Raw genomic sequence first — 25,027 nt, 5'->3', positions numbered from 1 at the left:
ATTCTCTCCCTTACCACAAGCTGTTGCCGGTAGTTTTTCGGCTGACCCAATTGGCTATGAGAAGCAAAAGCAGGCTGATTGTTGAATTAAATAATCCGACAGCTGAGCTGAAGCTCCAGTCGTAATCCAGCAATCCTTTGCGATAGACGAAGGTGGAAATAACGTCTGCTGTATCGTAAATAACGGGATTGTACAGCAGCAGTATTTTTTCATACCCGATATCCAGCATATGACCCACCCGCAAAATAAGCATAATTACAATTGTCGGGAGCAGTCCCGGCAAGGTGATGCTGATCATTTGCCGCCAGCGGCTTGCTCCGTCTATGCGCGCTGCCTCATATTGTTGTATGGGGATGGTAGCCAATGCCGCCAAATAAATAATCGATTCCCAGCCGGCACGCTGCCAAATTTCAGACAAAACGTAGATTGTCCGAAATAGTTCCGGCTGCTGCAGCATGTCCTGGCCGCTCCCGCCTGTGAGCCATGTATAGGCGGCATTGATCAAGCCGCCGCTGCGGGTCAAGTCTTTGATTATGCCCCCGACGACAATCAGCGATACGAAATAGGGCAGAAACGAAACCGTTTGTACCAAGGATTTGAAAAACCGGAACCGGATCTCGTTCATGAACAGTGCCAGCACAATTGGAGCTGAGAACTCAAACAACAGGGAATAGACGCTCAAATAAAGGGTGTTGCGAATTAATCGCCCAAAATAGTAACTGTCAAAAAATGCGACAAAATGGCTTAAACCCGCCCACTCACTGCCCAAGATCCCCTTCATCGGCGAGTAATGCTGAAAGGCAATGACCGCGCCCAGCATTGGAAAATATTGAAACACGACGTAATAAGCGACAATCGGCAATGCGAGTGCATAAAGCCACTTGTTGCGCTTAAAGTCTTTAACGATGCGCTCTTTGTTCATCTGTTCAGAAAGCGATTATACGCAGCCTGTTGAATTTCCAGCGCACGTTGAATACCAAGTGCATCTAGTTTGGCCGCAAGATCACGGTGAGCCTCTTCCGCCGGTACCGTTCCAAGAATCACCTTGAGCGTCGTTTCGTCAACAAGTGTATTTACGTCAGTCATGATACGTGCATACTCATTGGATTCCTCTGCCGAAATGGATACAGGCGGCAAAACATGCTTCAAATTATCCGTTTTCCAGCGATCATAATTATGATCCTCATTCGTAATGGCGAGCCGTCCAATCAGCTCCTTGGAACCAACATAGGGACCCGGGTTGACGGTATGTGTGTAAAGGGACAGTGCCTCCAGATAAGACAAATGATCGGGATTGTTCGTGATCAGCTCTGTTAACTCCGGCTTTCCGTTTTTCAAAGTATAGGACTGCCCTTCCGTTCCATAATTAAATAACAAATATCCTTCTTCACTATAGGCATAATCAAGCAATTGAACCGCCAGCTTGGCATGCTTGCTCGTAGCCGATACGGCAGCCGACCCTTCCGCACCGTACAGCCACGCTTCCTGACCAAACTTTGGGGTATCCCCGTGCTTCAAGACCGGATAAGGAGCAAAGATAAAGGCCGCTTGCTTATCTTCCGTCTGCAAGGCTGCTTCCCATTTGTCAATATTGGCGCCGGAAGAGTAGGTAGCTCCCGCCGCACCTGTCATAATGTGTGCATCCTGTGTTTTACGGTCGTTTTGAGAGAAGTTGGGATCAAGCAGCCCTTCCTCGCGCCAATTGCTCATCGTCGCCATAAACTGCTTATATCCCGGCTGCAGCGGTCCGTACTGTACTTTGCCTTCGTCAATGTAGAAACCCCGAATGACGCCAAATGCGCCAATAAATGCCCCATCCAGGAAGCCTTGCAGCACATTCGTTTGACTGCTGAACGTGAGCGGAACCTTGGCTCCTTTGCGTTCTTTAAATGCTGTCAGTACGGTATGCCATTCATCAATCGTTTCAGGCACGGGCAGCTCCAGCTCCTCCAGCCAGTCTTTGCGCAGCACCGGTCCGGCCCATTGCGTTGTCATGCCGCCTTCCTTAAGAAACGGAAATGCATAATAATCGCCATTGTCCGTCTTGACCAGCTTGTCCAGCTCGGGATGGGCCTGCAAAAACGTTTTGAGGTTAGGCGCATACTGGTCTATGAGTTCATTCAATCTGATAATATAACCGTCCTTGAGCGCTTTTTCGGGTCCGCCGGGTATGCCTGACAACCAGTTATATTCAATAATATCGGGCAGATTGCCGGATGACAGCAGCACGCTGAAAGCTTCGCCAGCCTGAGCCGGGGACACCTCGGAGAAGCGAAGCGGCACACCAATCCGTTTCTGCCACTCCTGATAAAAGGGAATATCATGAATGCTCGGTTTGAGTGTCGTTGGCGATTGGAGCCAGTAGCTCAGCTCGATGTCCGTTTGGATCGGATAGAGGGGCTGTCCATCTGCCGGCTGGGCAGTCTCTGCTTGATTCTGCTCACTGGAATTGCGCGGTGTACTGCCGGATGTTCCCGAGCAAGCAGCAGTCAGCAGCAGCACAATCAGAATGATTGGCAAGAAAGTATATTTTTTAACAGCAAACATAATGAGAATCGACTCCTAATAATAAAATAAGTACACAAAATAACGGATTCTTTGTCGGGACAGCTTGAAACGAAATTAGCAAATTTGATAAACTAGCATTAAACAGATTTAAATAGTAGGATTTTATACAAAAAAAAGAAGGTGTTCATGCTATGGTCTCCTATCGCAACCGCAACATAATTTGCACTTCGGAAGTTACGCTGGGATTAATTAGCGGCAAGTGGAAGCCATTAATTTTGGGCTACTTGTCGGATAATACTTACCGCTTTAATGAACTGCAAAAATTAATGCCCGCAATTACGCAAAAAATGCTGACGATTCAATTAAGGGACCTGGAAAACGACGGGCTGATTAAGCGAAAGGTATATGCAGTTGTCCCTCCTAAGGTAGAATATTCGCTTACTGAGCTGGGTGAGCGTCTCGTACAGTTTTTGGATCAGCTGTGTGAATTCGGAGTGGACTACATGCAGCAATTTCCGGACGCAGCCTCGAATCCTGCACCAGGCGCGGCGGTCAATAAACAATAACCCTATGGTTCAAACCGGTCTGCAATCAGTCGCTGCCGACACTCAGCAAAACCTTCGCTCCAAAATGCTTGCCGGCATGCAGCGCTTTCGCAACTTCGTTATCGCTGCCAATCCGGCCGCTTTCCAGGAAGACGATGTTTTGCGGATATAACTTGCCCAGCAAGGCCAGTAATACAAGGGGATTCCCGTCAGCTGATGTATAGTGCACACCGTCCCCAAATGACGCAAGTCCCTGTACCTTCAGTACATCCGCCGCGGAATGCTGTGTCCATGTGGAACAGTCCGGACCGGCATTGCCTCCTTCAGTCCCGCTATCGGGACGGTACATATATCGGTATCCCCTTGTCATTTGTCCGACATCAACAGCATATGCACTGCTGCCGCTTAACAACTGCAAGGTAAGAACGATGTGGTCACTGCCCATCAAGGCCGGGATGATTTCGGCCTCTTCGCTGAAGGAGCATGCCGCAGCACTTGCATCTTTCCCCGTATCGATATAACTGCGAGGCGCGGCCTCATAGTCCTCATAAGCATAAACAAATATAAAGCTCTGCTTTTCCTGCCCGGCCGCCGTATCCGTGATGGGAGAGCTTACGAGTCTGGCAGAATGCCAGCGCAGCAAGCTGCCCGGTGCAGCCGGCAGCGTTCCGCCGATCATTGCAGGCAGTACTGTCCCCAAGTGATACTGGAACCCGTAGCCACTCTCCTCTGCCTCTACTCCCAGCAAGCTTTTTGCAAACGCAACGATGTCCTTATGCGCTATGCCTTTCATCATGAGTCGGGTAGTAAACCGGTCTCTTGCAGGTTCAATGAAGCGTAGTCCCGATGTTTCTGATCCAATTTCGATTGGCACCTGCTCCCAATTCACAAATGGCAGCAGCGCATCCCGCAGCAGGATCATTTGATGCAAATATTCATTAAACATCTGCATGACCTCTGTGCTTCCGTTTGGTCCCATCATGATTCCAACAGCTTCAGGGGTCCACAGGTGCTTCTCGCAGCGGCTTCTGAGCTTCAGTTCAGCCAAAGCAGCAGTACCATAGCGTTGCTCACCCGATTTTGCTGTAAATGCTTCGTGAGCCCAATTGACAAGCGTTGCTCCGATGGTTTGCGCTTGCTCCAACAGTTCATTTTTGACTCGATCGCCCTGCGCCAATACATCCAGCGGCAAGGCAGCTTCCCTGCCGGAAGTCGCTAAGCTGGCCCGCACATTGTCTAGAAGCGTCCCTGCAGCAGCCTCGTTGCCAAGCCGTATGCAAATCGCTTCCAGCAGAGTGCTTGCTTCACTTATAATTTCTCTGGCACTATAAATGCCTGGCTCAAGCTCCCATTCCTGTTGCAGCTTCCTGCCCGCTTTATGTCTGCCGGTTATAGGATCGGCATCGATTCGCTCACCGAGCCGCAAGCTACATGGACCCATTGTTATTTGATATTCCAACTGGAAAGCCCCCTTTGCAACACTTTTAACCAGTATAAAAACATTCACTTGTATTGAGAAGTACGCACTTTTTTTTCAGTCACTGTACGATTGGTATGTCAGTTTCAATTTGTATACTGTCTCTTGTGGATGCGGAAACGCAAAAGATTGATTATGTCTTTCTCAAATAAAGGCCATTTTTTAATGAGAAACAGCTTCTTTCGTACCCGCACTTTTTTTGTACATCCATAGACAGGCAAATGTAAATAATACTGCCCATATGGTTGCAAGCGGCAGCCCCCGCACAGCTTCCACCGGGAGAATAAACGGAAACAGCGGAAAGGCGTACAGCGCCGGCATGCGAACTCGCATAGTACGAGACACCAGCAACATCAGCAGGATATCCAATACAATGACCGCCGTCCATGATGGAATAGTCAAATATAACAAGGTTCCTATCGTTGCTGACAGGGTCAAAGACAGGCCATGCTTGAAAGCGGCCTTGGCACCATATTCCCTTTTATGAATGGCTTCATAGGCCACAACGATGACAGGCGGAATTGCCGCAAGCTGCTCCAGGCCGAAAAGCAGGCAGACTGCAAGCCAGCCCAGCATAATAAGGAGAAAAGCTACGGCCGGTCTGCCCTGCACCACTTGTTTGGGATTCAAATTTTTATTTAATTGAAATCCAAGGACAACGAGCATAAAAAATAACGTAAGCAAAAATACGAGCAAAACAAGCTTCCAGTCATGGGCATCCGTAACAAGCGGCAGCAAGCCTGTAGCAAGAGACGGAGCAAAATTTGTTCTCAGAACTGCCAACACAACCAGCATGGCAATTAGAGTCAGCGCAATTTTCATGAGATACATCAGCGGAAGCTGGTTGACCGCAAAACCGATCAAAGAAGTGATGGTCGGCGCAAGACAAATATGAAGCGGCTGCCTGAGCCAATTACTGTCACGGAACGCCCACATGGCTATTGCCATGGCCGCAAATTCAGGCAAATTGCCGCCTGCCATTGAGCTGGAGTTTAACGGATTAAATGAGACCATTCAGGCTGTTGTAGCCGGTTACGGCATAAGCTTTGTTTCCTCACTTGTAGCCAGCCGTTTCATCCGGGCAGGAGAATTGGCAGAGGTTATCGTTCCAGGAGTGAATATAACAAACAGGATCATGCTGGCTTCGCATGACCCCGTTAAACTTGAATATTATGTTCGTGATTTTATTTCGGTTGTTGTACACAACCGTGAGCTGGAATGACTTTTGAAAAGGCTGCTATGTGAAGAGCATCTAACACCTTACATGTTTACGCTTGAAGCCCAGCTTTCCTTTATCTATCATTTTTTTAATGTTATCTGATGTATTCAGGAACTTGGCTTTAGCAGTACCGCTTCCCACCTCTACCGGGCCCAATTCATTTACAGTCTCGACCGCCCTTTCATGAAGCGGCTGATACGATACCGCCACCGTGTACAAAAAATTGCTCATGGCATACTTCGCGCGTTCGGGAGCATCGTGAATCGTATTTTTGACCAGTTCCAGCATATCGGCGATTTTCGCTTCGGAAAATTCACTGTCCGGGCGATTGCCAAGCAGCCAGCAGTAGCAGCTCCAGCCCGCCGACATTTTCAGCTCCATATCGCTAGCAATCCATTTATCAGCAACTTCCTGGGCAATATCAGCTTCTGACAGCGTTACGGCAACCACATAATCGGACAGCATATAAAAATAAGCGCCGTCGATCCACCGTTCAAAATCTGCCTCAGTCATCGCTTTCGGCTCCGCAATTATCCCGGCAAAATACATGGCGTCGTAATTCCCTGTGGCATAGAGCTGCTCGGCCAATGGCTGATTCAATTTAATTCTCCTGAAGATCGGCTTCATTTCCCCTGTGGCTACACCAAAAAGCGGTTCCTCCGCACCATTGGTCTGGTACATCTTCTTGCTACGTTCTTTTCCGAGAGCTTCGAGCTCCTGCATGACCGTTTCCAAATCCATGGTTCCACTTCCTTTCTCCTATTTTTCTCAGGGCGAACCTGTCTTTACTTGAATATATCATATAATGGCTTTAATCCAATGTTCATAATTATCCCATTTGGAAGTGGCGCGCTTGGGAATCGTGTTTCCAGTAACTCAGCTATCAAAGTTAACCCCGTACTGATCGAAAATCATCTTATACTTCTTTTCAAATATGGTCCACCGGGCTTCCGAACCGTACTTTTCCCGCAAAGCCCGCAAATACTGTCCAGCCGCTATAGTATCCTTGGCTTGCAATAGCAAATGAAAGCTCTCTTCACCCAGATGCAGATATGGACCGGCAATGTAATAATCGGCAATCGACCTGGCACTGGTCTTCGTATCAAAGAAATGAAGAACCTCGGTTAATCCGTTTAGCAGCGTTTCACTCAAGTCATCCCCATTGGTATCTGAAGTAATAGCAAACCGATCTGGAGCAGACACAGCAATTTCCCTGATTCTCGCTCTAAAGTGACATTCCGCTTCCTTAGGTTCCGTTGCAATCTTCCCGGACTGCAGCTGAGCCAGCTCCGCTGCATAAATACCACAATTTACATAGAACATCACATTGTCCGCTGAATTACCGGAGGATTTTTGAAAATTGATAATATAGACAAGGCTTTCTGTTCGTTTACTGAAAGTTAAGCTCTTCTTCGTAAAGCCATGCCGGGAGAGGAACGGCTTCACATCCTGCTTGATCATATCGTTAAAAATCTGCTGCAAACGAATCCCTCCTGAAATCTCTAATACGATTCTTAAACCTGAATTGCTGCCACGGTCAAAGATTAATTGGTACAAGCTTGATAGCAATGTGACCTTATTTCCATTCCTTCGCAGCCGCTCTACTGAATAGAAGGCCGTCTTGCCCATCCTTACAATAAACGTTTGCGACCGCTTATGGTATAGTTCATACGAATTATTCTTCATACAAGTTCTACATATAAAAAAACCATTGAATCGGGTGCGCATACACACTTGTCCGATTCAATGCTTCTTTTGAAAACTATCTTTAGAATTGGCCTGTCATTGCTTATGCCAGCTAGTTAAAGCTAGGCTTGGATTTATCCGTTTGATTGCGATTGACTTCCTCTAGAATTGTACTCCCTCCTGCTTTTAGCCAAAGTTCAACCTGTTTGTTCCAATCATCTTTAGTCAGCTTGTAATTGATAGGCAGCCCGCTTATAACGGTATTCATAAAATCTTCATGAAGCTTCGAGCCAATTTCAAGTTCTGTAGCACTTAGAATAAATTTATTGCGATAATCCGGGTATTTATTTGCCGAATACTCTTCATACTTTTGCTTGTACAAATCGTACACATCAGATACGCCCAAGTTTTCCATCCAATCTTTGTTGTATTCCCAATCTACTGCGCCTGTATCGCTAAACGGCATTAAAGTCCAGAAGGGCTCCATCTGCGGACGCTTGTATTCATTAGGCATCTGGTCTTCAGGGAACAGTATTTTTCTTCCATTTTTAATTTCATAGTTCTTCCCCTCAATCCCGTACTTCATCATGTCATGGCCTTCCGTGAGCTGCCATGCCAAGTAGCGGAAAATGCCATCCGGATCTTTGGCTTTCGCAGAAATATAGAAACCTCTGTCAATCGGAAGGACCGTTCTTACGCCTCCCTTATCTCCGTGTGGTCCAACAAGTGGAGAAATGATTCCTACTTTGGCATTCGGATCTGTCTTTTTGATTTCGCTTACAATCGTAGGGTAGCTATTGTAATGCGAGATGAGAATTGCACTATTGCCAGCTTTGAATTTGTCTTCTGATTTATGCGAGTTAGGGCTTACAAGAAAATCGGGATCAATCAGCCCTTCTCTTTTCAGCTTTTGTACCCACAAGTAGAACTCGAGTTGTTTTGGATTTTGGAAAAACGGCTGCAGCCAATCCGGATTATCTGGCGATGGCTCCCAACCATTTAAGCTTGTACCAAATGAAGTGGCCAAATCCTTTAATGTCCACATATCGGCAGCGGTTAATGGAAGCTTCTTATCTCCGTCAATTTTACTGTTTTTAATTTTCTCCAGAACTGCTTCGAACTCCGCTGTTGTTGTTGGCACCTCAATGCCAAGTTCATCAAACCAATCTTGACGGTAGTACATCATAAATTGAACGTCAGGATTAAGCGTATTCGGCAAGAAATAGACGTTGCCGTGTTCATCCTTCAACCATTCCCATAGACTTTCTGGAACGGCCTCCCTAACCACAGGGTATTTGTCGAGATATTCATTGATCGGGAGAAAGGCTCCTGCGTCTTGTGTTTGCTTAAAGAAAGCATCACTTGGGCCTGAACCCCATACGACATCCGGTACTGTGCCTGAACCGATAATCGTTTTGACTTTTGTATTGTAATCAGTGACCGGTACAATTTGCACATCAATTTCAACATTTGCCTTTTGGAATAATTCCTTTTCGAATGGCCCGCCCTTTTGATAGGTTGCCGGTCCCCATACCGGCTTCAAATAGGTGAACTTGGTCACCTGCTCATTTCCTTCCCCCTGCTGGCCGGGTGCTTGCCCATCATTGCCTGGTTTGGAGCAACCTGCTGCTACGGAAATAGTCATCAGCACCGTAAGCAGCAACATCGATAGCTTTTTCATTTCTGTTTCCCCCTATTAATCGTTTATGATAACCCCGTTTGGGATAATCAAAGATAATTGATCTAGCCTTTTACAGAACCAATCATAATCCCTTTGACAAAATATTTTTGTAAAAACGGATAGCACAGCATGATCGGCAAGACAGCAAAAATGATTGCAGCTGCTTTAATATTCTCAGGAGTAACGACGACTTTGGACGGGTCCATCGATTGTGGAATCGCCCCCATATTCATCATGTTCTGGTCAATAATGATGGAACGCAATACAACTTGAAGCGGCCATTTGGTATTATCGTTAATAAAAATCAAACCGTTGAAATAATCATTCCAGTGGCCTACCGCATAGAATAACCCCACGGTTGCCAGTACAGGCTTAGATAGTGGCAGGATGATCTTCCATAGTGTCATTAATTCACTCGCCCCATCTATAGAAGCGGACTCTTCAATCCCTTCGGGGATCGACCAAAAAAAGTTCCGCATCAAAATGAAGTTGAATGGCGAGACAAGTCCGCCTAGAATGAGCACCCATAAAGAATCAATCAAGCCTATATTTTTCAGCAAAATGTAATAAGGAATTAATCCGGCCCCGATTAACATAGGCAAAATAATCATCCATGTAAAAAAGGTGTAGCCCGGAACCTTCGGCTTGGACAATCCATAGGCTGCAAATGCGGTAAACATGAGATTAAAAAAAGTGCCGACTGCAGTAACCATAACTGTAATTAAAAAAGAACGTGTCAGGATTGGCGTACTAAAAATATATTCATAAGCGCTAAGTGTAAATTGTTGCGGGATCAGCATCATCGGATTCAGCCGTATTTGCGATGCTTCACTAAATGAAATAGCAAGCACATTTAGAATAGGGATAAAGGTAATCAAACCTAATACAAATAAGATCAAGTAAATTATTGCTTGTGCCCACCAAGGATTTTGCGTGCCTAAGGCGCTTCTGCGTCTCTTCAACATTTTGCTCGTCGTCACTTCTGCTGCTCCATTCATTACCACAATGATCTCCCTTCCCATTTTCTTACCATTGAATTTGCTGAAATAATAAGCACACAGCCCACTACTCCTTTGAAAATACCAACCGCAGTAGCAATCGAATAATCGGTGGATTGGATACCGACACGATAAACGTATGTATCAATAATGTCAGCTACTTCATAGACCGCCGGGTTATATAAGTTAAATACCTGGTCAAAACCCGCATCCAAAATGCTTGCAAGATTTAAAACGAACATGAGTATAATGATTGGCCTCATGCCCGGCAGCGTAATATGCCATATTTGACGCAGCCGTTTGGCTCCATCCACTCGGGCAGCTTCGTATAGCTCCTGATCAATACCAGAGATGGCTGCCAGATAAATAATCGCTCCCCAGCCAAACTCCTTAATAATCCCCGTTACGATGAGCATCGGACGGAATAGTTCCGTATCTGTCAGGAAATTCAATGGCTGCATGCCTAAATTAACCAAAATCGTGTTAATTACCCCTGTTGGACCGACGAAATTAACTACGATACCTGCAAATACAACCCACGATAAGAAGTGAGGGAAATAGGTAACCGTCTGAATCGTTTTCTTAAACAGTTGATTTTTTACTTCATTGAGCAAAATAGCAAACAAAATGGGAATAGGAAAACCGAATATAAGTGCGTAAGTATGTATCAGGACGGTATTTTTTAAAACAGTCAGAAATTTTTCGGATGAAAAAATATACCGGAAATTATCTAAACCCACCCACGGGCTATCCCATATCCCCTGGAAGGCCATATATTTTTTGAAGGCGATCGTTAGACCGTAAAAGGGAACATAGGAAAAGATAATAAAATAAATGATGGCCGGAATAAATAAAATATACATGAACTTGTATCTTTTAATATTCGACCACAATGGTGAAGACAACTTCGTTGAGCGATGCCCCGCACGTAAACTTGCCAAAATTAGTCACCTCTTAAGTATGAAAATGTAAACTATAATCGAGTTAAATCAGAAGCTTTAAAACTTAGCATATTTAAGACGATTCACGAAAATAAATAAAACGGTTTCAATTGTTCATAAAGTAAGCGTATTCATTGCAATCAATATGTAATATTGATCTTGATTTACATGAGAACGCTGCTGGAAATAAGTGACTCATTGTGGGCCAGTCCCCTGCAAAAACAAGATTCCCCCTTACCAAGTATTAGTTCATTTTATGCACATCCTTTTAAGTTGTATATTTGAACCATTACATATTTACATGTAATTTTATTGACACATTGATACTATCACCGCTATTTTAATCCGTCAATAACAACTTTACAACAAGTTGGATAAGTTGTATATTTGTTATATAAATAAATGGAGGTTAATATTAGTTGACACATAATAATAAACGTATCCCCCACTACTTACAAATTCGATCTTTTATTACGGATCAAATTGATAAGCATATTCTTCAATCCGGGGACCGTCTCCCTTCCGAAAATGATCTTGCCGCAAAGTTCGGAGTCAGCCGCATTACCGTAAAAAATGCACTGGATTCCTTAGTCAAGCAGGGAATTATTCATCGGATTCAAGGAAAAGGGAGTTTCGTATCAAGCAAACAAGGCGTGCCGATTCTTTATGAGAAGAAAAGCACTTCAATTCCGCTCATCTACTACATCGCCCCATCCATGGAAAATTCATTTACCGCGCGTCTGCTTAAAGGAGCAGAAAAAGAACTTTCACTTTCAAACTACAAGGTTATTTTTTCAACTACGAATGGGTCTCAGGAAAGAGAAAAAGAGCTGATTCGGGATGCGATACAGCTTGGCGTGCAGGGAATATTGGTTTTTCCGGTAGATGGAGAAAAATACAACGAGGAAATTTTCCAGTTATCGCTCTCAGGCTTTCCAATTGTGCTGATCGACCGTGATCTGGTCGGGTTGTCGGTGCATTGCGTATGCTCGGATCACTTCGGTGGCGCTTATCAGGCTACCCGGCATCTCATAGAGCTTGGACATCAAAACATCGGTATTTTATCATTTAGTGCCCCCGCTACAGCCAGTAAAGAAGAACGGATTAGCGGTTATGAGAAAGCGCTAGCCGATGCCCGCATGCCGATTATCCATCAACATCGACAGCAGTTCAAAAACGTCCAGGATATCGTCGTCTTTCTCGAAAAGCATCCGGAGATTACGGCTATATTTGCTGAAAATGCGGGAACAGGACAACTCTTGTATAAAGCCGCCAAAATCATGGGCATTTCAATTCCGGAGGAACTATCTGTTATTTTCTTTGATGATTTTGAGTACCCCAATCTGGCCGAGACCCCACCATCTATCGTGCTGCAGCAAGTAGAGGCAATCGGGTCAGAGTCTGCCAAGCTCCTGTTATCCATTATCAATAACCCAACCCAGGAAAAGCAAAAAATACTGCTCCCGACGGAACTGCTGCTCCGGAGTTCAACCGCACCTCCATCAAACAAAAATAACCATTGATTCATTGCCTTACATTCGCAGTTTGCGTATGGTGAGGTAATCCTTGTCTGCGCCAGAAAAACCGGGAAAAGCCTTGCAGAATCAAGGTTTTTCCCGGTTTTTCCTTTTTCCCAATCCAAAAGTCTGCCCACAAGAAATATCAATGCTCCAATAAATCAAAAGAATGCTTGCGGTTACCGTAACGTCAACTAATATACTAGTGCTTGAAAGGAGCTGAGAAACTGACCCAACGACAGCACGTACGCTCCGCTTTTATGGTGAAAAGGGGCAGCTCAAGCCAAGCGGCTACAGTGAACAGGGATACCGGACTTATACCGATGAGGATTTGTTCAGACTCCTGATTCACTCGAGACCGCACCGGGAACAAATTAGACATTAACAGCCGCGCAATATGCCTTTGCCCCAACTCTCGATTTCATTTGATTCATCTACATCCTTTTAATTTGATAATTGCAGATCAAGCCAGGCTTTAACCACTTGCGGCAAGCCTTCTTTATATGTCGGGTAACGGAACTTGAACCCTGTTCCCTGAAGCTTATTACTAGAAAAATTAGTATGGGCTGTTGCATATTCTGTCAGCACGGGTCCTAAAATGAATTGACATAACCAGCGGGGCACTTCACGGAATTTGGGGTCCTTCACACCCATAATCTTGATAATTTCATCTCTAAATACTGCGGAAGGAAGCTGCTGCAGATCGGAAATGATATAATCTTCACCTATTTCACCATGCTCCGTTAAATGCAAAAGAGCACGTGCACAATCTTCAATATGAATGGGTGAAAAATACGGACGATAGCCTTTTAAAGATGTGAGAGGTTTCTTTGTAAATAACGGCTGCAAATATAATTGTTCCATCCATGAGGAAGGCCCGTAAATTTGTGCAGGAAACACGATTGTGGCAGGATATCCGGCGGCAATTTTTTCTTTTGCATATCTGATCGAGGGTGCGATATACGGCCCCCACCCCTTCGGCTCCGCTTGGAAAGATTCTGTCTTAGGGTCCTGATTGCCCGAATCCCCAAAATAACTTGTGCCGCCAACAAAAACAAGACGTTGGAGACGCTCAGGATCAATGGCTTCGAAAAGACGTTTTGTTAACTGCAAATGCCCGTCTGCATAGGAAAGCGCCACTTTTTTGGTGACTTTTTTGCCCCATGTTGGCGGAGCTGCCAAGTGAATAACTGCATCCATCTCATTGATCTTTTGCTGCCACAGTCCATCCTGCAAAATATCCCCAACAATCACTTTGACGCCTTGCTGCTCCAAATTCTGCGATTTAGCTGTGCTTCTGGTCAAGACGTGTGTAGTGTGCCCGGCCTTCAGCGCTTCCTCTACGAGCACTGTCCCAATATAGCCTGTTCCGCCAGTAATGAGTACGTTCATAATACCCTCCATTTTCTATAGGTATATATACAGTTTATTTCATCATCACTTCTATTAGATATAGGACCTTTAATTCTCCAAGTTACCTGTTTTGGAACAATTAAATGGTATCAGACTTAGAGAACTATTAATGTAATCCTCATTACAATTATGAAATCATCTTTAATCCTATTCGTATCGAACATGATATTTCGGTGCAAGAATTGCAAGGCTCCATTTCCCGCCTTCACCTATAATCAAACTTGAAAGGAGCATCTGAATGGATTGGCTGGACCGCATGAATAACGCAATGGAGTACGTGGAAACACACCTGACTGAATAATTACATGTATATGTTATATGGCCCTATAGAATTTATGAATAATATCGCGGGCTGGTGGTCACATTGTGTGACGGCTTCTCGGTCATTGATGAGCAGCCGGAGGTACTCGAGGCCGAGAAAGCAGTGAGACATACGATTCGCGTCGAGCTATCATTCCGCGGCGTAAACATTGGCTACAAGTCCTATGAGCCGGTGCTGAAGGAAATGGGAGAGCAAGCCGGCTAACTTCCCCGGCTTGTTCTCCTGTATGGCTGACGGGTGCAGCACTTATCCAGCTATGCTCTCGAGCAACTCCAGCATTTGCGCCAGTAGTGCGCCCCCTTCTGTCTCCGGGCATATTGATCTGCAGCTTGGCGAGTCAATTGACGGAGCGATTCATTCCCCGGCTGATCCCGGGTGTCCGCCAACCACCTAATGATTCGGAGTAAAAAAATACATCGCCCGAGGCACTTGGCCTGCAAGACGATGTTTGCCCAGTATTAATACGTACGATTCCCTGCCGCTCCTATTCTATCCTTTTTTTCCTGCAGATAAATCGTCTATCAATGAAGGAAGCGATAATCACAGACACAATACCAAGGAGCACCGGTATGCCAAATGCTTCATACGAGAATGTGCTGCCTTCCAGCTTCAAGTGGTCAGTGGCCCGATATTCAAGCCGCTTGGCAGCAAATTTCGCGGTCTGGATATCCTCTTGTCCGGCCAAATCCTCGAATGCCGGGTCCATTGCAAAACGGCCCTCTGCATCACGATGCAGGAACAGCAGCTCTGCACGATTGCCGCTGTTATTCCATTGCTCAATGTCTTCGGCTGCTTCATACTCTGCATCTTCACCGACGACAATCAATTTTGCGAGCTCCGGCACGTCATTTGTCTGATAGCGGGCAACCAGATTCAGGCCATGCTTCGTTACAATGGGTTCATGCTTGCCCGATACTGTCAGTGTCGTTGTCGTGCCGGAAGCGGCATATGTATCGAAAGCTGCGGACAAGTCCAGCTCATCTGCACCGTTATAGAGCAATACACCCGCTTTGACTTTATTCCATTGATACGCATTATTCAATATATACGTAATATCGCTCAATCCGGCATTAAAGGGCTTCATGTCCGGGTTTGTTACGTATTCATAAGATGGATAATTCATGTTTTCTGCTACTTTTTTCGCAGCCGCATCACCCAACTGCTGGGAAATCACATAGAGTGTTGCGTCGATCCCTGATGTCAGACCGGCAGACGATACCATGTTGCCTTGCGGAACGTAACGCTGATCCTTCACCCACTGGATATCAGGATATTGCTTGATAAGCCGGTTGATATCCCCCCAATGTGTTGCAGCAGATTTACCATTCAACAATCCGGTATCCGCCAGGTTTTCAGCCCCGTTACAGATCGAGAGTAATGTTGTTTTATCATCCGAATGCTTCTGAATCCACTCGCGGACAGGCGCATACTTCTGTTCATTTAGAATCGGCATAAACGGAATGACGATAATATCCGGACCTTTGCCAAGCATCGTGTCCATTTCTTCAAATGAATAATGCGGGACAACATCGAGCCCTCCTGTAAGGGATTTGATGTTGCGGTCAGGAGCCACACCATATACATTGTAAGCCTCAGTCATAGCAAACATCTCGTAAGGGACGAGAAAGTCGAACACTTCTGTCACTTCGTTCGCCAGCAGCACAGCAACAGTCGGCTTGCCGGAATCATATTTGGGTACTTGCACATTCGTCAGTACAGGGGGCGTCTTATCGTAAACCGACATCCCGGCATTCATGGTGCTCATTAATCCAATTGCCCCTGTCCCTCCTACGATAACAACAAAAATGATGAGATATACGATGATACGTATTACAGCTTTCATTTGCTTATTCTCCTTCAGCCTAAGGCCAGAATCTGTACCTCATTCAATATAACAACCCAGGACGCATTTATCATCGGTCTGTGGTCGGCTGAGTGGACTGTACAAACGTCGAGCCGGTTGCTGGACTTTGGTCCATTCTCATTTTTTCGCAAGACTCGATAGGGCTATATCCGATACCTGCAACGCAATGTCGCAAAATCCTCTAAACCATGGTATTATGAAGAAATTCAAAATAAATAAAAAGGAAATGATCGCATGCCGGCAACTAGTCCCGAATATTGGATTTCCAAACTGAACTTGGCTGCTCATCCCGAGGGTGGGTACTATAAAAGAACCTATCAAGGCGAGGAAAAAATTACGGATCAGGAATTATCCGTTCAATTCGATGGTCATCGTTTTCTGTACACCAGTATCTATTTTCTGTTGCGTTCCGGGGAAGTATCGCACTTCCATCGGTTGAAATCAGATGAACTATGGTACTATCATGCAGGAAGTTCATTAACCATTCATGTCATTCACGAAGATGGCAGATATGAGGAAGTAAAACTGGGGACCAACCTGGACAATAACGAAACCCTGCAATATCTGGTTCCCAAAAACTCCATTTTCGGCTCTTCAGTGCTGGAAGCAGACACCTTCTCCCTTGTTGGATGCATGGTATCACCCGGATTTGATTTTCAGGATTTCGAACTGTTTACACAAAAGGAATTACTCCCGCTATATCCTGAGCATCACGATGTGATCCGAAAATTAGCCTATGAAGAACTTCCTGTTGCAGTAACGGTATAGTTGGTTTCATACGGTAGCATTTACAACAAAAGACTGGACAAGCCTATGACGCTTGTCCAGTCTTTTGTACGAATGATTACAATTTAAGGATTTCTCAATTAATCAATCAATGGCTTTATGTGTGCTGCTGCACGGCTAAACTATTTAATAAAAGCTTGTGATTCATCATATTGACTGGTATTTCTTCCATAAATAATTGGAGCTGTTCCTTCACATTTTTTATCGTTGTTGATTTTTACAGACTGAGTCAAGAAACGGCGTCCCGTGCCTAAAGAAAGACTGGATTTGCTTGCCTCTTATTTTCATGTGGAATTCACTGCACATCCTCAGCCAAGGATGGACTGTTTTGGCTATTTTCTCCTGAAGTAATGCCAAATTTCAAGAATTAGGTTGATATTATGCTTAAGTTTAAAATGAACGAGTAGATAAAAAATAGAGAATAGTAACCATAATACCAAAAATAACAGAATAGAATCAAAAATCACAGACGGAAATTGTTCAGCATATTGTTTGTTTATTTCATCCTGAGGCATTTCTGGGTAATCTCCAATTTTAAGGCTGCCTAGTTTTTTGGTTGCAGAGAATAGAGCGAATAAAAAACCTACTGTAAAACTTATGGCAATAGCGCCAATAACTGTTTTAAGGTATCGTCTACAGAAACTAGATTTTTTTTCATCAGATTTCACTGTTTCCCTCCTTTTTGCATTGCAAAAAATTGGATTTTGAGTTTAATATCGTTCTTGAGGAGTTAACAGGGTCAAAATTGAGTTATACCCTTCCATCATAATTTCAACATTGCCTTTAGGTTTTCGAACACATGAGAATTTGCTTTTGAGTGACGTTTAAGTCGGTAGGTTAAATATGGGGGAGGTGGGTCCCAGGACTGCCGTTACTTGTGGTACGGTTCTCCGTGTTAGCTGTAACGGCAAGTTAAAAGGCACCAGCTTAGGTGCCTTCACCGGATTCTTATACCATCGCTCTAGCCTTCCCTATCTAAAAAAATCCGAAAGCAGCGGCAGCAGTTTTTTTGCGTTAACCATGTGGTCTTGACCTGTAAGCTGTGAGTACTTTGCATTTGGAATTGCCTGCGCTAATTGCCGGGCGACATCATGTAATCCTGTGGGACTCCTCTCGCCAACCCCGATTAACGCCGGAATGGTTACCTCTGCAGCTCTTTCGACGGGAGGTAAGTCCTGCGTGAGCGCAATATCGTAAGCTAAGGTTGGCGCAAGCACCTTCATCCTATTACTATATCATTCCATTAGAACCATTGTATACGAATAGAACTACCTGCTTAATTTACATCCTATCCACTTTTGGCTTATGTCCAGTTCAAACATTGACATAGAATACGTCATTGATTATAATCCGACATATAATATGTCGAAGGAGATCACCTGTCTATGAATACCGTCCCGCCCCTTACTGTTTTACAATACTTGGCGCTTATCCATCAGTTCTCTTATGCCAAAGTATGCAATGATGTGGGAGTGACCCCTCAGCAATTTACAGACTGGGTCAAGAAACGGCGTCCCGTGCCTAAAGAAAGACTGGATTTGCTTGCCTCTTATTTTCATGTGGAATTCACTGCACTTATTGAGGAAGATTTCTATCTAAAAGATTTAACTGAAGAACGAAAGATCGAGGTTCAAATCATTTTTCTGCGTCAGAAGCTTGAACAGCCAGAAGAATTCCCTGAAAAAGAAGGGTATCAGGACAAGCTGGAACAATTATCGCGGGATCAAGAGAAGCTGCATCAAATCTCCCGGTTTACGGCAGTTTATGAGCAAGGCAGCGAGTATACCAGACAGCTATGCCGGGAATTCCTCAGCAGACTTGAGCAAGGGTCCGAAACCCAGTTAGCGTCAATCCTGCAAACAGAGGAGGAGACAAACCAGTGAGTACTGCATTTCAATATCGCACAAATGATACTTATTTTATTGGCAAGAATCAAGATGTCATCTACAATAAAGCTTTTTTGTTTTCCAATCAACGCGGTATAACCAAGTCCGCGCTTGTTCTTCCTCCTGAGGTAGCGGCATCCTGGGTGTCCCTCTACGGAAGTATCACCGTTTCCCAAGTAGGGAAGGAGTTCCCTAACGGGGGGATGAATGAAGCTGGCCTGGTTGTCGAACAGACAACCCTATTGGAAACCGAATATCCTTCCATAACCGGCCTTCCTACGGTAAACGAACTTCAATGGATTCAGTACATGCTGGATACGTGCCAGTCGGTGCAAGAAGTATTGAAAGCTGCTCATACCATTTCTATCGGACAGAATACCTCGAAGCTTCACTATCTGATTGCCGACCGCAACGGTAATTGTGCGATTGTTGAATTTATTAATGGAACCATTCTTGTACACCATGAGGAATTGAAATATCCTTTGATAACCAATTCTCCTTATAAAATGGCATGTCAAGAAATAGAAGCCGGAATCATCGCTTGGCGGGATCAAGCTGAATATGAGCAAAACTCGATGCTACGTTTTCTGACAGTAGTCAACCGTCTTAAAAGCAGCGGCAACTTTGAGAATTCCATTCCATGGGGATTTGAAGTGTTGTCAGCTGCACGGCGTGAAGATACTGTGTTTAGCCTTGTGTATGACCAAAGCTGCTTACAAATTCATATGGCAACCTCTCTGGATTCAAACCGCAGATCCATTTCATTCACTGATTTTGATTTCACCAACAATACAAGGGCGCAAGCAACTGACCTTCAAGGCCTATGCTCAACAGGTGAAAACGTGAAGTTCGAAGAGTACACAACAGACTTCAATTATCAAGCGGTGCATTCTTTTTTTAGAGATCCGCTACTGACTTCCTATTTTCAATGGAAGATAACGGATGAAATGATTCATTACCTGGCTCATTATCCCGAATCATTCGGCTAATTATAAGGCGGCCTTACCAGCAGCTATCTATCCTGATTGCAGGACTAGAAGATTCCGCTCTTCATTCAACGGATCAGTCGGCTTCTTGCATGCAATTTGTTAAATGAAAAAACCATATAGCAAAAGGCGGCGCATCATGCGCCGCCTTCCATCTTTCATTATTTAACCGAGCCTGTCATGCCCGCCACAAAATGCTTTTGCATGACGAAAAATACAATGGCTGTAGGCAATGTAGCAATCAAAATAACGGTCATAATCAAGCCGTAATCAGGCGAATAACTGGAGCCCAGATTGGAGATCAGCAATGGAATGGTCCGCTTTTCCGGAGACTGCAGCACAACGAGCGGCCACAAGTAATTGTTCCAGCTCGACATAAACGTAATGATCGCCGCAGCTGCATAACTCGTTTTCATCGTCGGTACAAAAATACGGAAGTAAATCCCCAATTCCGAAAGCCCATCGATTCGTCCCGCCTCCAGCATGTCCTTCGGAAACATTTTGGTGCTCTGGCGGAAGAAAAAGATCAGAAACGCTGTCGTGACCGTCGGCAGAATGGCTGACGTGATGGTGTCGATACCGATAAACGGCAACCATTGCGAGATACTGCCAAACATACGGAACAATGGAACCATGATCGCTGCAAAAGGAATCATCATGGATAATAACAGGATGCCGAATACTCTGTCTTTTGCTTTTGAACGAAAGACTTCAAATCCATAACCAGCCAGTGACGCGATCAGCAGTGAAAGCAGCGTCGTGGTGATCGAAATTTTAGCAGAGTTAAGCAGCGCCGGCACCAGGTCGACGTTATCCATGACCTTGGTCAGATTTTCACCCAAGTAAGGTCCTGGCAACAGCTTGCCCTGTGTGACGTCCACCGAACGGTTCGTGGAACTGACGATCATCCACAAAAACGGGGCAATCGATATAAAGGCTGCAACACTCAAAAACAGATAGATGAGTGCACGTTTCAGCTTGTTCATTTTTTATCACCTGCCAATTTAAACTGAAGTACGGAGAAGATGACAATCAGAATCACTATCGCATACGAAACGGTCGCAGCATAGCCAAAGTCCGGCGTATATCTGAACGACAAATTATAGATGTATTGCGACATCGTCATCGTGGAATTTCCCGGTCCGCCCTTCGTAATGTTCATTACTTCATCGAACAACTGCAAGGTACCGATCGTTGAGGTAATGGATGTGAACAAAATAATTGGCTTCAGCAGCGGTATTGTAATGTTGGTAAACTGCCTAAAGGAGGACGCGCCATCGATCCGGGCCGCCTCATAAATGGAGTTGTCGATATTTTGCAGGGCAGACAAGTAGAAAATCATGTTATAGCCTGTCCAGCGCCAAGTAATTGCGATAATAATGGTCACTTTGGCCCAGAGCGGATCACTGAGCCACTGAATCGGATCACTGATAAAGTTCAGTTTAAGAAGAAACAGATTCACAAGACCTTCCGGACCAAACAAATATTTGAAAATGACGGAATAGGCAACCAGAGATGTGACGGCAGGCAAGAAAATAGCCGTCCTGAAAAAGCCTTTCAGCTTCAAGTTTTTGTCATTCAGCAATACGGAAATAAAGATTGCCAGTAAAATCATAATGGGAACTTGAATAATCAAAAATAAAAAGGTATTGCCTAGCGTCGTCAGGAACGTCGTGTCCGAAAACAGACGCTGGTAGTTGCCAAAGCCGACAAAAGTCAAATTCGTGCCGGTTCCTGACTGGAAAGACAATATCAATGCCTGAATCATCGGGTAGAAATAGAATAGGCAGATCATGATGACGGCGATGACAATGAACGACCACCCGATGAGGTTGTTTCTAGCCCTTAAGTTCATTTTTGTTGTTCTCCTTTTCAAATGAAAGACCTGGAGCATGCCGCCCGCTTCTTGCAGAAGTAACGAGCAGCAGCTATACCAGGTTTTTTAACAATCAACCTTATTTAATTTGCGCATCCGCCTGCTTTTGCGCATCGGATAGTACCTGGTCGATATTTTTGCCATTCAAGTAATTTTGCATTTCCACAACCAGAATGGTGTCCTCAATCGCATAGGTATGCAGACCATAGTTAACTTTTGGAATCTCCGCGGTCCACTTGGCAAAATCACTTACAATGTGTTGTCCGCCGAAGAATTCGTTAGGCGCTTTGTATCCCTCGCCCTCAGCAGCAGGCTTGAAGCTGCCGATCGCTCCAACATCAGCAACAAGTTTCTGGTACATATCTGCATTGGCTCCAAAGGTTTTGCCAAGGAACTCCGCAGCTGCTTCTTTGCCTGGCACGTTCAGGACATACCAAGAGCTGCCGCCAAGGCTCGATGCATGAATAGAATTCGCATTATTCGTAAGCTTTGGCAGAGGAACAATCGCCCACTTGCCGGCTTGATCTGTTGCAGCCATGATGGACGGTGTAAACCAGTTGCCCGATACGACTGCAGCCGTTGAACCATTGTTGAAGTTAGCTACCATCTGACTCCAGTCGGAATGGGTTCTCGCAATGTTGGCATCCACAATCTTCTTGTACGTCTCGAATGCTTCTTTAAGTACCGGGTTGTCTTGAAGATTTGCTGTTCTACCGTCTTCCTTCAAATACCACGAACCAGCAGACTGAATCATAATACGCAGAATGCCCAAATCGGTAGGGTCCATTGTCAGCCAATCCTTGCCCGTGGCTTCTTTTACCTTTTTGCCGATTTCAATGAACTGATCCCAGTTAATATCTTGCATATCGGCAGGTGTGTAGCCAGCTTGCTCCAGATAGTCTGTTCTTACATACAGACCCGTTACACCAGAGTCAAACGGAACGCCATAGTTTTTGCCCTCAAAGCTTGTAGGTCCCAGCTTGTAGTCTGCAAATTCAGACGTCTGGATGTAGTCTGTAACCGGGAAGAACGAGTCCGGGTAAGCCTGGAGGAAGCTTTGCGCACGATAATCCTCAATTAACACAATATTGGGAAGACCCTTGGTCGTACCCGAGCTCATACCCGTATTCAATTTTTGCACAATATCGTTTTGTGCATTTTCAATAATATCTACAGTAAGGTTTGGATTTTCAGCTTTATAAGCATCCTTGGCAATATTCAATGCAGCAATATTAAACTTGGGATCCCAGGCCCAAATCGTGATCTTTTCTTTACCGTCTCCATTGGTTTCGCTTTCATTTCCGGTCTTGTTTGTCGCTGCAGATGAACATGCGGACAACAGAACCATGCTGGCAAGAAGCAAGGCAAGCATTTTCTTCATATTTCGAACCTCCATTTTCGTTAATCTCTCTGTCTGTTCAAGCATAACACTAAGGGACAAAGAATCGTTATAATGATCTTTGTCCCCACTTGTCAAATTATTATAGATTTCATTTTAATGTTTCTTGGTGTTTGAAAAGATTTTTAGAAATTAGTAATTTCTTTATCTATCCAGCAACGGAATTCTAATCTTAACCCGTGTGCCCTCTCCCGGCTCACTCGAAATGGTCAGGCCAAACCCGTCTCCATACAGCAGTTTCAAACGGTCATGAACGTTATGCACACCAATTCCTGTGAAAAGCTGGCGTTTTCCTCTCGGAACCAGCCCTAATTTTCCATCCTCCTTGTCCATCGCAAAACCGTCCCCGTCGTCCACGATTTCGCATACCAGTGCATGGCCTTCCTTGGATGCCATAAAATAAATATGGCCTTCGGTTTTGCGGTTAAATCCATGAAAAAATGCATTTTCAATAAACGGCTGAATAATCAGCTTTGGCACATGATATCCCATGCAGTCAGGCGATATGAAATAATGCACCTTAATCCGCTCCCCGTAGCGCACATGATTAATCAGCACATAATGCCGCATGTTGACTAATTCCTGGCTAAGCGGAATGGTCTCGCTGATATTGCCAACGACGTTTTGTAATAGCGAAATGAGGGCATTAATCGTATCCGCCGCTTTGTCCCGGCTACCCTGCTGCACCATGAATTTAACCGAAGCGAGTGTATTATATAAAAAATGGGGGTTAATCTGTCCCTGCAATGCTTCGAGCTCCGCATTGCGCTTCTCCTTTTCCGTCTGCACCAGCTTTTTCACATATTCCTGCAGCTCGTCGATCATAGCGTTAAAAGCAAGTCCCAATTGGCGCGTCTCATAGCTTCCCCCAACGGATACCTTATGATCAAACTCATACTTGGAGATCGTGGAAATCTGCTTCACCAGCCTTGTAAGCGACTTGGTCATGCGGCGGGAAACTGTAAATACGATGATCAACGATATACCCACGATAACGACGATGCTGATTAATAAGGCCTTCATATTGGTCAGCTCGCCAATCGCCTGCTTCTTGTCAATCAAATTGACGACATACAAGTCAAGCAGCGGCAAATATTGGGACAGCACAATTTGCTCCTTGCCCGTAATAACTCTGTTCTCATACGGCATGTTCCGCTCTTCCAGCTCTCTGGCGGATTTCATCAGCTCCTCGGCTTCTTGCCCGGTCCACATCTTGCGGCTCGATGAAAGGATCATCCCTTCCTTATTCATCACAATGACATCGTTGCCCTCACTGGTATAGGCTTCGTAGAAGCGGGCAAATTTATTTTCCGGCATAATAAAGTAAATCATTCCGTATACATCGCCTGACGATGTATTCAGCAGCGGCTTGGTTACAACCAGAAGCTGTTGCAGCTGCTGGTCCCCATCCCCGGGCTTCACATGCTGGTACAACAGTTTGCGTGGCTCCTCCAGCGCTCGCTGTGTGAGCGGATCATTCTTCAACTGCTCCGCTGACAATTTCAAATACGAAATATCCGATGTCGTATATAATCGCCCGTTTGCACCTGCAACCTTGATTTCCACTTCGTAGGTCTCAAGGCCCGAGGCGATCCGGTGCATAATATCGTCCATCCGATAGAATACCCTCAAATTATGGAGCGAGTCTTGTTCAGCCTCGGTCAAATAGCCGCGGATGACACCACTTTGCGATATCGTGTTCGCTGCCTGCACAATCGAATAATTAAATGCATCCATGCTATGGTTGATTTGATCAATAATCTTTGTATTGGTAATGCTGAACGTTTCCATAAAGACGCGCTCCGACACTCTGATCGTTGTCCAAGTCGTAGTTATGGAGACCGCTATGATCGTAACCACCATTATGAGGAACATTTTCACAAAAAGACCGTTATGCTTTAATTTCTCGATTTGCTTATTCAT

At 44.9% G+C, this 25,027-nt stretch carries 23 protein-coding genes and 1 pseudogene; 8 read left to right on the top strand and 16 right to left on the bottom strand.

The genetic code is table 11. The features are described 5' to 3' along the window. Positions 1 to 10 precede the first annotated feature (10 nt). Both H583_RS0123480 and H583_RS0123475 read right to left on the bottom strand, forming a co-directional pair. Entirely contained in the window at positions 11 to 922 is a 912-nt protein-coding gene (locus H583_RS0123480) for an ABC transporter permease (protein WP_028562613.1), read from the bottom strand. Further along, positions 919 to 2,547, bottom strand: a complete 1,629-nt coding sequence (locus H583_RS0123475; protein WP_028562612.1) for an extracellular solute-binding protein — start codon at positions 2,545 to 2,547, stop codon at positions 919 to 921. Before H583_RS0123475 ends, H583_RS0123480 begins: the two co-directional genes overlap by 4 nt. 152 nt (positions 2,548 to 2,699) lie before the next feature. Between H583_RS0123475 and H583_RS34020 the strand changes: the two genes are divergently transcribed. Continuing rightward, positions 2,700 to 3,074 (top strand): winged helix-turn-helix transcriptional regulator, encoded by a 375-nt coding sequence (locus H583_RS34020; protein WP_051236876.1) that lies wholly within the window; start codon positions 2,700 to 2,702, stop codon positions 3,072 to 3,074. A gap of 25 nt (positions 3,075 to 3,099) precedes the next feature. On the opposite strand, the gene H583_RS0123465 is transcribed toward H583_RS34020, so the two are convergent. Both H583_RS0123465 and H583_RS34015 read right to left on the bottom strand, forming a co-directional pair. Next, positions 3,100 to 4,512: a hypothetical protein gene (locus H583_RS0123465; protein ID WP_028562611.1), complete on the bottom strand. Its 1,413-nt coding sequence runs from the start codon at positions 4,510 to 4,512 to the stop codon at positions 3,100 to 3,102. A 180-nt stretch (positions 4,513 to 4,692) separates the two neighbouring features. Beyond that, entirely contained in the window at positions 4,693 to 5,496 is an 804-nt protein-coding gene (locus tag H583_RS34015; RefSeq protein ID WP_036710552.1) for an HPP family protein, read from the bottom strand. Here H583_RS34015 and H583_RS0123455 point away from each other — a divergent pair. Continuing rightward, entirely contained in the window at positions 5,465 to 5,752 is a 288-nt protein-coding gene (locus tag H583_RS0123455; RefSeq protein ID WP_051236872.1) for a LysR substrate-binding domain-containing protein, read from the top strand. The genes H583_RS34015 and H583_RS0123455 overlap by 32 nt on opposite strands. Before the next feature lie 30 nt (positions 5,753 to 5,782). On the opposite strand, the gene H583_RS0123450 is transcribed toward H583_RS0123455, so the two are convergent. From H583_RS0123450 to H583_RS0123430, 5 genes are all read right to left on the bottom strand, one after another. Continuing rightward, positions 5,783 to 6,490, bottom strand: a complete 708-nt coding sequence (locus tag H583_RS0123450) for a DNA alkylation repair protein (RefSeq protein ID WP_028562609.1) — start codon at positions 6,488 to 6,490, stop codon at positions 5,783 to 5,785. Positions 6,491 to 6,625: 135 nt separating this feature from the next. Next, complete coding sequence (locus H583_RS0123445) at positions 6,626 to 7,231, bottom strand: DUF4304 domain-containing protein (RefSeq protein WP_028562608.1); 606 nt, start codon at positions 7,229 to 7,231, stop codon at positions 6,626 to 6,628. A gap of 316 nt (positions 7,232 to 7,547) precedes the next feature. Further along, complete coding sequence (locus H583_RS0123440) at positions 7,548 to 9,116, bottom strand: extracellular solute-binding protein (protein WP_028562607.1); 1,569 nt, start codon at positions 9,114 to 9,116, stop codon at positions 7,548 to 7,550. A gap of 62 nt (positions 9,117 to 9,178) precedes the next feature. Next, positions 9,179 to 10,114: a carbohydrate ABC transporter permease gene (locus H583_RS0123435; RefSeq protein WP_051236870.1), complete on the bottom strand. Its 936-nt coding sequence runs from the start codon at positions 10,112 to 10,114 to the stop codon at positions 9,179 to 9,181. Next, positions 10,114 to 11,055: an ABC transporter permease gene (locus H583_RS0123430; RefSeq protein WP_245585976.1), complete on the bottom strand. Its 942-nt coding sequence runs from the start codon at positions 11,053 to 11,055 to the stop codon at positions 10,114 to 10,116. The genes H583_RS0123435 and H583_RS0123430 overlap by 1 nt, the downstream gene beginning before the upstream one ends. A 419-nt stretch (positions 11,056 to 11,474) precedes the next feature. Between H583_RS0123430 and H583_RS0123425 the strand changes: the two genes are divergently transcribed. Together H583_RS0123425 and H583_RS36275 are read left to right on the top strand one after the other, a co-directional pair. After that, entirely contained in the window at positions 11,475 to 12,578 is a 1,104-nt protein-coding gene (locus tag H583_RS0123425; RefSeq protein WP_028562604.1) for a GntR family transcriptional regulator, read from the top strand. Between the two features lie 244 nt (positions 12,579 to 12,822). Beyond that, positions 12,823 to 12,957: pseudogene (locus H583_RS36275) on the top strand (MerR family transcriptional regulator); the annotation flags it as partial. 59 nt (positions 12,958 to 13,016) lie between these two features. Here the strand turns inward: H583_RS36275 and H583_RS0123420 are convergent. Beyond that, entirely contained in the window at positions 13,017 to 13,964 is a 948-nt protein-coding gene (locus H583_RS0123420; RefSeq protein WP_028562603.1) for an NAD-dependent epimerase/dehydratase family protein, read from the bottom strand. Between the two features lie 385 nt (positions 13,965 to 14,349). Here H583_RS0123420 and H583_RS36805 point away from each other — a divergent pair, with 385 nt between their 5' ends. After that, the gene (locus tag H583_RS36805) at positions 14,350 to 14,511 is read left to right on the top strand and encodes a hypothetical protein (RefSeq protein ID WP_154665965.1); all 162 of its coding nucleotides are present in this window, start codon (positions 14,350 to 14,352) and stop codon (positions 14,509 to 14,511) included. A gap of 280 nt (positions 14,512 to 14,791) precedes the next feature. Here H583_RS36805 and H583_RS0123410 read toward each other — a convergent pair whose 3' ends face one another. After that, on the bottom strand, positions 14,792 to 16,150 hold the full coding sequence (locus H583_RS0123410; protein WP_028562602.1) for a DJ-1/PfpI family protein: 1,359 nt from the start codon (positions 16,148 to 16,150) through the stop codon (positions 14,792 to 14,794). Positions 16,151 to 16,405: 255 nt separating this feature from the next. Here H583_RS0123410 and H583_RS0123405 point away from each other — a divergent pair, with 255 nt between their 5' ends. Beyond that, a complete protein-coding gene (locus H583_RS0123405; protein WP_028562601.1) occupies positions 16,406 to 16,939 on the top strand; it encodes a cupin domain-containing protein in 534 nt (177 codons plus the stop codon). Positions 16,940 to 17,289: 350 nt separating this feature from the next. Here the strand turns inward: H583_RS0123405 and H583_RS0123400 are convergent, their stop codons facing one another. Beyond that, positions 17,290 to 17,625: a hypothetical protein gene (locus tag H583_RS0123400; protein ID WP_028562600.1), complete on the bottom strand. Its 336-nt coding sequence runs from the start codon at positions 17,623 to 17,625 to the stop codon at positions 17,290 to 17,292. Between the two features lie 717 nt (positions 17,626 to 18,342). Here H583_RS0123400 and H583_RS0123390 point away from each other — a divergent pair. Next, positions 18,343 to 18,840: a hypothetical protein gene (locus H583_RS0123390; protein ID WP_036710550.1), complete on the top strand. Its 498-nt coding sequence runs from the start codon at positions 18,343 to 18,345 to the stop codon at positions 18,838 to 18,840. Further along, complete coding sequence (locus H583_RS35595; protein WP_028562597.1) at positions 18,837 to 19,832, top strand: linear amide C-N hydrolase; 996 nt, start codon at positions 18,837 to 18,839, stop codon at positions 19,830 to 19,832. The genes H583_RS0123390 and H583_RS35595 overlap by 4 nt, the downstream gene beginning before the upstream one ends. 158 nt (positions 19,833 to 19,990) lie before the next feature. Here the strand turns inward: H583_RS35595 and H583_RS0123380 are convergent, their stop codons facing one another. The 4 genes from H583_RS0123380 to H583_RS0123365 all read right to left on the bottom strand — a co-directional run bounded on the left by H583_RS0123380 (position 19,991) and on the right by H583_RS0123365 (position 25,027). Beyond that, positions 19,991 to 20,815, bottom strand: coding sequence for a carbohydrate ABC transporter permease (locus H583_RS0123380; protein WP_028562596.1), 825 nt, complete (start codon positions 20,813 to 20,815; stop codon positions 19,991 to 19,993). Then, a complete protein-coding gene (locus tag H583_RS0123375; RefSeq protein ID WP_211228350.1) occupies positions 20,812 to 21,684 on the bottom strand; it encodes a carbohydrate ABC transporter permease in 873 nt (290 codons plus the stop codon). Before H583_RS0123375 ends, H583_RS0123380 begins: the two co-directional genes overlap by 4 nt. A gap of 100 nt (positions 21,685 to 21,784) precedes the next feature. Further along, positions 21,785 to 23,086: an ABC transporter substrate-binding protein gene (locus H583_RS0123370; RefSeq protein ID WP_028562594.1), complete on the bottom strand. Its 1,302-nt coding sequence runs from the start codon at positions 23,084 to 23,086 to the stop codon at positions 21,785 to 21,787. A 162-nt stretch (positions 23,087 to 23,248) separates the two neighbouring features. Next, positions 23,249 to 25,027 (bottom strand): cache domain-containing sensor histidine kinase, encoded by a 1,779-nt coding sequence (locus H583_RS0123365; protein WP_028562593.1) that lies wholly within the window; start codon positions 25,025 to 25,027, stop codon positions 23,249 to 23,251.

Origin of the sequence: Paenibacillus pinihumi DSM 23905 = JCM 16419 (assembly GCF_000422505.1) — a bacterium.
Taxonomy (GTDB): Bacteria; Bacillota; Bacilli; order Paenibacillales; family Paenibacillaceae; genus Paenibacillus_D; species Paenibacillus_D pinihumi.
This window is presented reverse-complemented; position numbering and strand designations above follow the sequence as displayed.